The sequence below is a fragment of the Luteipulveratus mongoliensis genome, assembly GCF_001190945.1.
Lineage (GTDB): Bacteria > Actinomycetota > Actinomycetes > Actinomycetales > Dermatophilaceae > Luteipulveratus > Luteipulveratus mongoliensis.
Window position 1 is genome coordinate 4117767 of the sequence record NZ_CP011112.1, and the last position, 11857, is coordinate 4129623.

General features: G+C 69.3%; 10 protein-coding genes. 5 read left to right on the top strand and 5 right to left on the bottom strand.

Going from position 1 to position 11857, the window contains the following annotated elements; all coding sequences use genetic code 11:
• Positions 1–20 precede the first annotated feature (20 nt).
• The 5 genes from VV02_RS19510 (at position 21) to VV02_RS19530 (ending at position 4748) form a co-directional block, all read left to right on the top strand.
• Complete coding sequence (locus VV02_RS19510; protein WP_052594248.1) at positions 21–881, top strand: LLM class flavin-dependent oxidoreductase; 861 nt, start codon at positions 21–23, stop codon at positions 879–881.
• Between the two features lie 130 nt (positions 882–1011).
• Complete coding sequence (locus VV02_RS19515; protein WP_052594250.1) at positions 1012–2934, top strand: N-acetylmuramoyl-L-alanine amidase; 1923 nt, start codon at positions 1012–1014, stop codon at positions 2932–2934.
• 83 nt (positions 2935–3017) lie between these two features.
• Complete coding sequence (locus tag VV02_RS19520; protein WP_052594252.1) at positions 3018–3560, top strand: TetR/AcrR family transcriptional regulator; 543 nt, start codon at positions 3018–3020, stop codon at positions 3558–3560.
• Positions 3561–3648: 88 nt separating this feature from the next.
• On the top strand, positions 3649–4338 hold the full coding sequence (locus VV02_RS19525; RefSeq protein ID WP_052594254.1) for a molybdopterin-dependent oxidoreductase: 690 nt from the start codon (positions 3649–3651) through the stop codon (positions 4336–4338).
• The gene (locus tag VV02_RS19530; protein WP_052594255.1) at positions 4335–4748 is read left to right on the top strand and encodes a DUF6463 family protein; all 414 of its coding nucleotides are present in this window, start codon (positions 4335–4337) and stop codon (positions 4746–4748) included. Before VV02_RS19525 ends, VV02_RS19530 begins: the two co-directional genes overlap by 4 nt.
• A 159-nt stretch (positions 4749–4907) precedes the next feature.
• Here VV02_RS19530 and rho read toward each other — a convergent pair whose 3' ends face one another.
• The 5 genes from rho to lysA form a co-directional block, all read right to left on the bottom strand.
• On the bottom strand, positions 4908–6911 hold the full coding sequence (gene rho / locus VV02_RS19535) for a transcription termination factor Rho (protein WP_052594258.1): 2004 nt from the start codon (positions 6909–6911) through the stop codon (positions 4908–4910).
• A gap of 219 nt (positions 6912–7130) precedes the next feature.
• On the bottom strand, positions 7131–8084 hold the full coding sequence (gene thrB, locus VV02_RS19540) for a homoserine kinase (protein WP_052594260.1): 954 nt from the start codon (positions 8082–8084) through the stop codon (positions 7131–7133).
• Positions 8085–8089: 5 nt separating this feature from the next.
• Positions 8090–9178: a threonine synthase gene (gene thrC, locus VV02_RS19545; RefSeq protein ID WP_052594262.1), complete on the bottom strand. Its 1089-nt coding sequence runs from the start codon at positions 9176–9178 to the stop codon at positions 8090–8092.
• 1 nt (position 9179) lies between these two features.
• The gene (locus VV02_RS19550; RefSeq protein ID WP_052597292.1) at positions 9180–10487 is read right to left on the bottom strand and encodes a homoserine dehydrogenase; all 1308 of its coding nucleotides are present in this window, start codon (positions 10485–10487) and stop codon (positions 9180–9182) included.
• A 5-nt stretch (positions 10488–10492) separates the two neighbouring features.
• On the bottom strand, positions 10493–11854 hold the full coding sequence (lysA, locus tag VV02_RS19555) for a diaminopimelate decarboxylase (protein WP_052594264.1): 1362 nt from the start codon (positions 11852–11854) through the stop codon (positions 10493–10495).
• Positions 11855–11857: the final 3 nt, after the last annotated feature.

Below are 11857 nucleotides of genomic sequence, written 5' to 3' on the forward strand. Positions count from 1 at the left end.
TCGGTCTAGCGTCGTGAGTCATGAGATACGGGTTCGTGGTGCCGTTCGCGTCCGAGGTGGAGTTCGTTGAGCTGGCGCGGCTCGGCGAGGAGCACGGCTGGGACGCCGTGTTCAGCTGGGAGGGCGTGTGGCGACGCGATGCCTGGGTGCAGCTGGGCGCGGCTGCCGCCCACACCTCACGTATCCGCCTCGGCACACTGCTCACTCCTGCAGCGCGCTACAAACCGTGGGACCTCGCCTCCGTCGTCTCCTCGGTCGACCAGCTCTCCCACGGTCGAGTCACGCTCGGTGTCGGACTCGGCGCGCTGAACTCCAACTGGACCGTCTTCGAGGGCGAGGAGCCGCGCGCGGTCCGCGCCAAGAAGCTCGACGAGTGCCTCGACATCTACGCAGGCCTCACCAGCGGCGAGCCCTTCTCGTACGCCGGAGACCACTACTCCGTCGACCTCACCTCCCCCGTCGAGCCGGACGGTCCCCCGCCTCCCGTGCAATGCCCGCATCCGCCGGTGTGGGTCGTCGGCGCCTACCTGCCCGGTCGCAAGCGGCAGCGTTCCCTTGAGCGAGCCGCGCGCTGGCAGGGCATCTTCCCGGCGTACGTCGGCGGCCAGGAGGGCAGCTCCGGGATGACCGTCGAGGCGCTCAGCGAGATCGTCGCCCGGGTGCGTGAGCTGCGCGAGGCGGAGGGACTGCCGTGGGAGGGCTACGACGTCGTGGTCGAGGGTGACAGCCACGGCGACTTCGGCGAGGTGCGCGGACCGACCGGGCCATGGGAGCAGGCGGGCGCCACCTGGTGGGTCGAGTCCTGGTGGGACGTCGAGGACTCACCAGCCGGGGTCAACGAGCTCCGGAGACGGATCGCAGCCGGTCCGCCCACTGCGTAAAGACAGGCAAAGGACGCGGTGGGCATTATTTCCGATCAGGTCGGGTCAAAGTAAACCTTTGACGCCCTGATCAGTGGCAAGGTGCGTCTTGTCACGTCGTCTCGGCACACACCCTTATGCAGGAGGCACCATGGGTACGCATCTGTCCCGCCGACACTTCCTCGTCGCCAGCGTCGCCGTGCCCGCGGTCGCCGCAGTCGCGGCCGGCTCGGCACAGGCCAAGGTCACCGTCGACCAGCACACGATCTTCACCGAGGCGGCGGCGGCGTACGACGTCCCGGCCGCCCTGCTGGCCGCGGTGTCCTACTCGCAGACCCGGTGGCAGGACCACGACGGCACGCCGAGCGCTTCGCTCGGCTACGGCCCGATGCACCTGATCGACGGTGCGGCCGCGCAGGAGGCCCGGGCGCGCGCCGACAAGCCGGCGACCGACACCCTGGACACCCTTGCGGGCGCGGCGACCGCGACCGGCTTCTCCAAGGAGTCGCTGCGCACCGACCCCGCCGCCAACATCCGCGGCGGTGCAGCATTGCTGGCCGCGACCCAGAAGGCGGCCGGTCTCCAGACCGGTGCCAAGAGTGACCCGGCGACCTGGTTCGGCGCCGTAGCGACGGTCAGCGGTCTCACCTCGAGTCAGTCCCAGCTCGACTTCGCCGACCAGGTGATGAAGACCGTCAGCGACGGCGCCGCACTCACCCTGGCCGACGGCTCACGTCTGTCGATGGCCGCCCGCACGCTCGGCTCGACCGAGACCCAGCGCGCGCCCCTGGCCCGCCGGGCGAGCGAGGCGCGCAAGCACCACCACGACCACGGCCCGATCGATGCGCCGCGCGGCCTGGACGTTGAGTGGATCCCCGCGCCCTACGAGCAGTACGGCCCGGGCACCGCCGACTACGGCAACCACGACCTGGCCAGGCGTCCGCGGTCGCCCAAGATCACGCACATCGTCATCCACGACACCGAGGGCTACTGGGACGGCGTCCTGAAGCTGGTCCAGGACCCGACCTACGTGTCCTGGCAGTACTCCCTGCGCTCGAACGACGGTCACATCGCCCAGCACGTCGTCCCCGATGACGTCGCCTGGCATGCCGGCAACTGGTACCTCAACGCCCACTCGATCGGCCTCGAGCACGAGGGCTTCGCGCCGCAGGGTGCGCCGTGGTTCTCGGAGCCGATGTACCGCACCTCGGCGACCCTGGTCCGCTACCTCACGCGCAAGTACGACATCCCGGTGGACCGCGGGCACATCGTCGGCCACGACCAGGTCCCCGGCGTCGACACGCCGCACATTCCTGGCATGCACTGGGACCCGGGTCCCTTCTGGGACTGGGAGCACTACTTCGACCTGCTGCGTGCCCCGCTCGACCGCGGCACCAGCAAGCGCCCGCTGCGGGTCGGCGATGTCGTACGCATCCTGCCGGGCTTCGCCGGCAACAAGCAGCCGGTCACCAGCTGTGAGGCGGGCAAGCCGGACTCGTGCGGCGACAAGGACACCAACTTCGTCACGCTGCGCCTGACACCTGCCGACGACGGCGCGCTGGTCAACGACATCGGCCTGCACCAAAAGGGTCAGCCGGCTTCGACCGAGGTGTCCGACATCAGCGCTCGGGCGACGGCCGGCACGGAGTTCGTGGTCGCCGCTGTCCAGGGCGACTGGACCGCGATCTGGTACCTCGGCCAGCAGGTCTGGTTCTTCAACCCGCGCAAGCGTCCGACGGCCCGCGCGGTCGTCGGTCACGCCAAGGTCGCCACCGCCGCGGCCGGCAAGACGTCGTTCCCGGTCTACGGCCGCTGCTACCCGGAGGCGTCGGCCTACACCGATCCTGCGGACGTGCAGCCGATCAGCCCGCTGATCTACACCATCCCGGCGGGCCAGTCGTACGCCGTCATGGACGAGGCGCCGCCGACCGACTACTACAAGGCCAAGACGTTCTCGACGGACACCCCGAACGATCACATCAACATCGAGGGCAAGGACAAGTACGTCCAGATCAGCCTCGGGCACCGCGTCGCCTTCGTGCGTCGCGCAGACATCGACCTGCACCGAGCCTGACCGCACGATGAGGCCCGGGTCCCACGGGGGCCCGGGCCCCGTCGTACCCCCGCGGCGCCGCGACGCGCTTGTAGTGTGCGCAGGTGGCGTCACAGGAGACCTGGCTCGATGAAGGACTGTCCCTGCTCGCGCAGGACGGTGTGGCCGGGCTCCGGATCGATCGGCTTGCGGCTCGACTCAAGCTCAGCAAGGGGTCGTTCTACCACCACTTCGACAGCATGCCGGGCTACAAGACGGCGCTCCTGGCGCACTTCGAGGCGACCCGGACGACCCGGTTCATCGATCTGGCCGATGAGGCCGGCGGCGCCTCCGCGCGCGAGCGCCTCGACGCGCTGCACCGGATCGTGGTCGACACCCACGAGGGCGACGTCGCGATCGAGGTCGCGATGCGCGCCTGGGCCTCCCTCGACGCGGAGGCTCATGCGGCGATGGAGCGCATCGACGGCACTCGTCTCGGCTACCTCGAGCGGCTGTGGAACGAGCTGACCGATGCCGACACCGCGCACGACACCGCCCGAATCGTCTACCTCGTCCTGATCGGGGCACAGCACCTCGCGCCGGCCCTGCCACAGCCCGAGCTGGACCACCTGTTCGCCGTGGTGGCTGCGACCGCCACACCTCGATAGAGCACCCGGATCGGTCCCCCGCGCGGGGGATCTGCGCGAACCGGCCATACCGTACGGTTTGGTCTGGTTCGAGTCGAGGAGGACGACCATGAGCACGACCACCGAGCACCCGCTCCCCCCGGGCCAACGCGCCTTCCCGTGGCGCCCGTTCGGCAAGGCGATGTACGCCGGCCGCACCATCCCGGCGTACGCACCAGCCGAGCTGACCATCGCAGGCGCCGTCGCCCGGCCGATCCTGCTGACCTGGGACGAGCTGACCGATGGCCTGCCGACCGTTGACGAGACCACCGACCTGCACTGCGTGATGACCTGGAGCGCGGTCGGAATCCGTTGGCAGGGCGTGAGATTCGTCGATGTCCACGAACGACTCGCGGACCTGGTGCAGCCGGCCGCGCACGCGCGATGGATCACCGCGCACGGGCTCGACGGCTACGTCACCTGCCTTGCTCTCGAGGATGCGCTGCGCTCCGACGTGATGCTGGTCAACGGTCGCGACGGTGCGTGCCTCGACATCGAGCACGGTGGGCCGATCAGGCTGATCTCTCCGTCGCAGTACGGCTACAAGAGCGCCAAGCACCTGTGCTCGCTGGAGTACTCCACCGGCTACGAGGGCGGACCGCAGCCGTGGATGAGCCATCCGCGCGGTCGGGTCGCTCACGAGGAGCGCAGCCGCTACCTGCCCGGTTGGTTCTATCGGCGCACCTGGGGTGCGCTGCGGGAGACCGCCTGGCGGGCGTACGACACCCGAGCAGCTCAAGCATCCAGGAGGACGTCGTGACTGTGTCCGTCCGGGCCGACCCGGGTTCCGCCGTACGTGTCGGCGTCCGCGACTGGACGTCAATCACCTTGGCAGTCATAGGGATTGGCCATCTCGCGATGTCACCAGTGCTCTACGGCGACCAGATCTCGGATGTGCTCGGCGCGGGACTCATCGCCCAGATCGAGGCTGACGCCGCGGCGAAGGCAGAGCGATCCGCTGCGTTCTGGTACGTCACGGCCGGGTTGGCCATGCTGCTGCTCGCCGCGCTGGTGCGGGCTCTGGAGCGTTCGCCCGCCGGGATCCCCCGCTATCTCTCGGTCGCCTTCGCGGCGCTCGGCGCGTGGGGGGTCGTGCTGATGCCGGCGTCAGGCTTCTGGGCGTTCTTCGTCCTCGCCGCCATCGCCTGGCGCAGCGCTCGACCACGCTGAGGAGCGGGTACGACGAAGGGCCGGGTTCGCGAGAACCCGGCCCTTCGAAGCTGCCTGTCGACGATCAAGTCAGGAGCAAGAACGTACGAGCGTGCGAGTAGTTCTTGCTCCTGACGCTGAGGAGACTGGCGAGACCAGATACCTCAGCGAGAAGACGAATCAGTCTTCGTCGTCGAGCTTGATCGATGAGGTCTGCTGGACCTGCATCAGGAACTCCACGTTGCTCTTGGTCTTCTTCAACCGGTCGAGCAGCAGCTCGATGCCCTGCTGCTGGTCGAGCGCGGCAAGCACCCGGCGCAGCTTCCACATGATCTTGAGCTCGTCCCCGGCAAGGAGGATCTCCTCGCGACGCGTGCTCGAGGCGTTGATGTCGACCGCCGGGAAGATGCGACGCTCCGCGAGCTGACGCGACAGGCGCAGCTCCCAGTTGCCGGTGCCCTTGAACTCCTCGAAGATGACCTCGTCCATCTTGGAGCCGGTGTCGATCAGCGCGGTCGCGAGGATGGTGAGCGAGCCACCGTGCTCGATGTTGCGCGCAGCACCGAAGAACTTCTTCGGCGGGTAGAGCGCAGCGCTGTCGACACCACCGGACATGATGCGACCGCTGGCCGGAGCAGCCAGGTTGTAGGCGCGACCCAGACGGGTGATGCCGTCGAGCAGCAGCACGACGTCGTGGCCCATCTCGACCAGGCGCTTGGCCCGCTCGATGGCCAGCTCGGCCACGGCCGTGTGGTCGGTCGCCGGGCGGTCGAAGGTCGAGGAGATGACCTCACCCTTGACGGCGCGCTGGAAGTCAGTGACCTCCTCCGGACGCTCGTCCACCAGGACGACCATCAGGTGGCACTCGGGGTTGTTGGTCGAGATCGCGTTGGCAATCGACTGCATCACCAGTGTCTTACCGGCCTTGGCCGGGGAGACGATCAGGCCACGCTGACCCTTACCGATCGGCGACACGAGGTCGATGATGCGGTTGGTGATGTTCTTCTGGTCATCCTCCAGGCGCAGCCGCTCCTGGGGGTACAGCGGCGTCAGCTTGCTGAACTCGACGCGCGCGCTGGCCTCCTCCGGAGTCATGCCGTTGACCGTGTCCAACCGCACCAGCGCGTTGAACTTCTGGCGCGCCGGGGGCTGCTCGCCCTCACGCATCGCCTTGACCGCACCGGTCACGGCGTCACCGGCACGCATACCGTTCTTCTTGACCATGCCGAGCGGGACGTAGACGTCGTTGGGACCGGAGAGGTAACCGCTGGTCCGCACGAACGCGTAGTTGTCGAGGACGTCCAGGATGCCGGCTACGGGCACCAGGACGTCGTCCTCGCGCACCTGGGTGTCGACGTCGCCGAACTCCTCGGCGCGACCACGGCCGCGCTTGCGGTCACGGCCACGCTGACGACGACGGCCGCGGCCGTCGGTGCCGTCATCACGGTTGGAGCCGCCATCGCGGTTGGGTCCACCGTCACGGTTGGGTCCACCGTCACGGTTGCTGTTGCCGCCGCCCTGACGGTTGCCACCCTGACGATCGTTGCCCTGGCGGTCGTTGCCACCCTGACGGTCATCGTTTTGGCGATCGCGGTTGCTGTTGCCGCCCTGGCGGTTGCCACCCTGACGGTCGTTGCCGCCGTCCTGGCGGTTGTCGCCGTCCTGGCGGTCGCGGTTGCCACCGCCGCGGTTGTCGTCCTGGCGACGCTGCTGGCGGTCACCGCTCTGGCGGTTCTCGCCTCGGGAGTCCTCGCCGTCGGTGGTCTGACCACCGTCGGAGTCGCCGCTCTCGGAACGGCGCTGCTCGGGCTGGCGCTGCTCGGCCTGGCCGGTCGAAGCGTTGTCGGACGCGCTCTCAGAGGCGCGGCCGCCGGCGCTGGAGCCGGTCGCCGCAGGTGCGGAGGCCTGCTCGACGCTGGTCACCGGCGCGACGGCCGGCTCCGCGGTGGCACTGGTGGCACGACGCGGCTTGCGACGCGCAACCGGCTCGGCGGCAGGAGCGCCGCCTCCGGAACGACCGGCGCCGATGGCGGCAACCAGATCGCTCTTACGCATCTTGGAGGTGCCCTTGATGCCCATGCTCGAGGCGAGCTGCTTGAGCTCGTCGAGCTTGAGGGCGCTGAGGCCACCTCGGGGAGTCGAGTCACCGGCAGATGGCGCGGCGACCTCGGTGGTGTCTGTCACGAAGGATCCTTCCCCCTCGTCATGCCCCAGCCTCGTGCCGGGGTTTGGGGTATTGACCAGCCAGGTTCAGATCCTGGCTACGACCTCACGACCAAACCCGCACGCCAGTGATGGCGTCACGCGCTCGTGAGGAGAAGTCGCACCAATCAAGATCCCGTGTCAGGAGATCTGGGGTGCCCAGAAGCACTAAGCCCCCGGGCTGGTGGTGCGCACCACAATCTACACCGTGGCCCTGGGTTCGCGCGAAACGACCCGAACTCCGGACGCCGCAATCTCCGGCTGGAGGACGTCCCACCCGTCGTGCACCGCGACGATGTCGGTCACGGCCTGGACGTTGTGCGTCGTGGCCAGCACGAGCACCGACGGGCCGGCACCCGACACGGTGGCCGCGTGACCGGCAGCACGCAGCCGGTCCACCATCGCCATGGTCAGCGGGTAGTAGGACCGGCGCTGCTCCTGGTGCAGCCAGTCACGCGTCGCAGGCAGCAGCAGGTCGGGTGAGCGGGTGAGGGCCTGGGTCAGCAGAGCCGTTCTGCCACTGTTCGCGGCGGCCGCCGCCAGCTCGACCTGAGGTGGCAGAGCCGCCCGCGCCTCGTGAGTCGGCAAGCGGTCGGCGGGCAGGAGTACGACCGGCCGCAGGTCCTCGTGAGGCACGAGCTGGGCCGTACGCCAGCGGGTCTCGGCGTTCGGATCGTCGTCGGCCCATGAGACGGTCAGGCCGCCGTAGACGCTCGCGGATGCGTTGTCCGGGTGCCCCTCGAGGGTGCTCGCGATGTCATTGATCAGGGCCATCCCACCGGGCGTGTCGGTGTCCGTGCCCGCCAGCGCGGCCGCGGCCGCGACGCCCGCGACGATTGCCGAGGCGGACGAGCCCAGCCCACGCGAGTGCGGAATGGCGTTGCGGCACCTCAGGGTCAGGCCGAACGGCGCCGGGACCCGCAGCTCGTGCCAGGTGGCGAGCATGGAGCGGTAGACGAGGTGGGACGGATCGCGCGGCACCTCGGCGTGCGCCTCACCCTCAGCCTCGATGACCAGGCGGCTGCCGGTGACGTCGACCTCGAGCTCGTCCCAGACGCCCAGTGCCAGGCCGATCGAGTCGAAGCCTGGCCCGAGGTTGGCCGCGCTCGCCGGCACGCGGACCGCGACGGCCGAACCCTCGACGATGCGCGACAAGGCGATCAGCCCTCCAGGCCCAACGCCGCCGCCGCCGTCACCGCGTCAACCGATACGCGGGTCGGCTGGACATCGCTGCCGTCGGCGTTCTTCAGCGCCCAGGCCGGGTCCTTGAGTCCGTGACCGGTGACCGTGCAGACAATGCGCGCGCCGGCCGGCACGAGGCCCTTCTCGTGCATCTGCAGGAGCCCGGCCACGCTGGCGGCAGAGGCGGGCTCGACAAAGATGCCTTCGGTGCTCGACAGCAACCGGTGCGCCTGGAGGATCTGCTCGTCCGTCACGGAGTCGATCACACCCTTCGACTCGTCGCGCGCGGCCTCAGCCAGCTCCCACGACGCCGGGTTGCCGATCCGGATCGCCGTCGCGATCGTGTCCGGCTGGTCGACCGGATGACCGAGCACGATCGGCGCCGCACCCGCTGCTTGGAAGCCCCACATCGCTGGCGCCCTCGTGGCCAACGGCGCGAGATCGCCTGCAGGAGAAAGGGATTCGCCGTATCCCTTCCAGTACGCCGTGATGTTGCCAGCGTTGCCGACCGGCAAGCAGTGGATGTCAGGAGCGTCACTGAGCGCCTCGACGATCTCGAATGCTGCGGTCTTCTGACCCTCGATGCGGGCGGGGTTGACCGAGTTGACGAGCTCCACCGGGTAGGCCTCGGCGAGCTTGCGGGCCAACGTGAGGCAGTCGTCGAAGTTGCCGTCGACCTGCAGCAGAGTCGCGCCGTGCGCGATCGCCTGGCTCAGCTTGCCCATCGCGATCTTGCCGTCGGGCACGAGCACGCCACACGTCATGCCGGCCTTGGTGGCGTACGCCGCTGCCGAGGCGCTCGTGTTGCCCGTCGACGCGCAGATGACGGCCTTCGCACCGTGCTTGGCCGCGACCGAGATGGCGGTCGTCATCCCGCGGTCCTTGAACGATCCCGTCGGATTCAGGCCTTCGTACTTGACGTGGACCTCGGCACCGACTCGCTCGCTCAGCTGCTCCGCGTGGATGAGCGGTGTGCCGCCCTCACCGAGGGTGACGACCGGCGCGCCGTCCAGCAGAGGCAACCGGTCGGCGTACTCACGGATCACGCCTCGCCACTGGTGAGCCATGTCAGATCCCTTCCATGCGCAGCACGGAGGTCACCGCGCTGACGTCGTCGAGCAGGCGCAGCTGGTCGACCGTGCGCGCGAGCGCGGCATCGGACGCCGCGTGCGTGGCAATGGTGAGTGTGGCGAGTCCGTCCTCGCTGCGACGAACGCCCTGACGCATGCTCTCGATCGAAACCCCTTGAGTACCAAAGACACTCGTCACGTGAGCCAGCACTCCCGACCGGTCCTGCACGTCGGTGCGGATGACATACCGGGTCTGCACCTGCGCCATCGGGAGGATCGGCAGATCGGCGTACGCCGACTCGCCCGGCCCACGACTGCCGGTCACCTTGTGCCTCGCTGCCTGGACCAGGTCGCCGAGAACAGCCGAGGCCGTCGGGTCGCCACCCGCTCCCTGGCCGTAGAACATCAGCTCGCCGGCGAGCTCGGTCTCGATGAAGACTGCGTTGTACGCCTCCCGCACCGAGGCCAGCGGGTGCGAGCGGGGCACGAGTGTGGGGTGAACTCGCACGCTGAGGCTCTCGTCGCCGCGCTCGTCCTGTCGCCGCTCACAGATCGCAAGCAGCTTGACGACGCAACCCATCTTGCGGGCGGCACGGATGTCCTCGGACGTGATGGACATGATGCCTTCGCAGCTGACGTCCGGCGCAGCGACGCGGGTGTGGAACGCGAGTGACGCCAGGATCGCCGCCTTGGCGCGTGCGTCGTGCCCCTCGACATCGGCACTCGGGTCGGCCTCGGCATAACCGAGCTCCTGCGCCTCAGTGAGGACGTCTGCGAGGTCCTCGCCGGTGCGGTCCATCTTGTCCAGGATGAAGTTGGTGGTGCCGTTGACGATGCCCATCACGCGCTGCACGGAGTCGCCGGCGAGCGAGACGTGCAGCGGCCGCAGCAGCGGGATGGCACCGGCGACGGACGCCTCGTAGTAGAGGTCGACGCCGTTCTCGGCGGCGGTCTCGTAGAGCCGCGGTCCGTCCTCGCCGAGCAGCGCCTTGTTGGCCGTCACGACGCTCGCGCCGTGCTTCATCGCACTGATCAGCAGGCCGCGCGCCGGCTCGATGCCGCCGATCAGCTCGACCACGACATCTGCGCGGGTGACGAGCTCGTCCGCGTCTGTCGTGAACAGCGAGGCGTCGAGCCCGGACTCGGGACGCGGCTTGCCGGCGTCCCGCACCGCAACGCCGACGACCTCGAGCGGGCGACCGACCCGTGCGGCGAACTCGTCGGCGCGATCGACGAGGCGCCGCGCGACTGCGGTGCCGACGGTGCCGCATCCCAGCAGTGCGACGCGCAGCGGTGACTCCGCCATGGTGCTCACTCCCCCTCCAGGGCCAAGAGGTCCTCGATCGTCTCGCGGCGCAGGATCGCGCGTGACTTGCCGTCACGAACCGCCACGACGGGCGGCCGCGGCACGTGGTTGTACTGGCTCGCCAGACTCCGGCAGTACGCACCCGTGGCCGGCACCGCGATCAGGTCACCGGCACGGACATCGCCGGGCAGTCGTACGTCACGCACGATGATGTCGCCGCTCTCGCAGTGCTTGCCGACGACGCGGGCCTGGACCTCCGGCGCCTCACTGGCTCGGTTGGCGACGACGCAGGTGTACTCGGCGCCGTAGAGCGCCGGCCGCGGGTTGTCGCTCATGCCGCCGTCGACGGACACGTAGGTGCGGACGAGGTCGTCATCGGCCTGCACCTCCTTGACCGTGCCGACCTCGTAGACCGTCACTCCCCCGGGCCCGACGATCGCGCGTCCGGGCTCGACCGAGATGTGCGGCACCGGCGCGCCCTGCTCACGGCAGGCGGACTCCACGATCTCGGCGAGCTGTCCTGCCAGGTCGTCCGGCTCGAGCGGCTCGTCACTCGGCACATAGGCGATGCCGAACCCGCCGCCGAGGTCGAGCTCGGGCAACGTGATGCCATGGTCGCGCGCGACCTCGAGCTGCAGCGCGATGAGGCGAGTGGCCGCGACGCGGAAGCCGTCGGCCTCGAAGATCTGACTGCCGATGTGGGAGTGAAAACCGAGCAGTGACAACGCATCTGGGTGCTTCAACACCGCCGCGACCGCTTCGCTCACCTGGCCACCGGCGAGGCTGAAGCCGAACTTCTGGTCCTCGTGAGCGGTCGCGATGAACTCGTGCGTGTGCGCCTCGACGCCGGCCTTGACCCGGATCATGACGGGCGCGACGGTGCCCCGCTGACGCGCGGCCTCGGCGACGCGGTCGACCTCCTCGAAGGAGTCGACGATGATGCGGCCGACGCCGTAGTCGACGGCCGCCTCGATCTCGGCGACCGACTTGTTGTTGCCGTGCAGCCCGATCTGCGCGCCGGGGATCTGCGCCCGCTGCGCCACGGCGAGCTCGCCGCCGGTGCACACGTCGAGACGCAGACCCTCCTCGATCACCCAGCGAGCCATCGCCGTACAGAGGAAGGCCTTGCCGGCGTAGTAGACGTCGGCCTGCGTGCCGATCCGCTCGAAGGCGGTGGCGAACGCGCCGCGGAAGGCGGCTGCGCGCCGGCGTACGTCCGCCTCGTCGAGGAGGTAGACGGGCGTGCCGTGCTGGGCCACGAGCTCGCGGACGTCGGCACCGGCGATCTGCACGGCACCGTCGGGAGTTCGCGTCGCCGACTCCGGCCAGACGTGCGGGTGCAGCGCGTTGGCGTGGGGCGATGTCACGCG

Coding starts and splice junctions, on each gene's coding strand:
- VV02_RS19510 (WP_052594248.1), top strand. CDS start 21: ATGAGATACGGGTTCGTGGTGCCGTTCGCGTCCGAGGTGGAGTTCGTT.
- VV02_RS19515 (WP_052594250.1), top strand. CDS start 1,012: ATGGGTACGCATCTGTCCCGCCGACACTTCCTCGTCGCCAGCGTCGCC.
- thrC (WP_052594262.1), bottom strand. CDS start 9,178: ATGGCTCACCAGTGGCGAGGCGTGATCCGTGAGTACGCCGACCGGTTG.
- VV02_RS19525 (WP_052594254.1), top strand. CDS start 3,649: ATGAGCACGACCACCGAGCACCCGCTCCCCCCGGGCCAACGCGCCTTC.
- VV02_RS19550 (WP_052597292.1), bottom strand. CDS start 10,487: ATGGCGGAGTCACCGCTGCGCGTCGCACTGCTGGGATGCGGCACCGTC.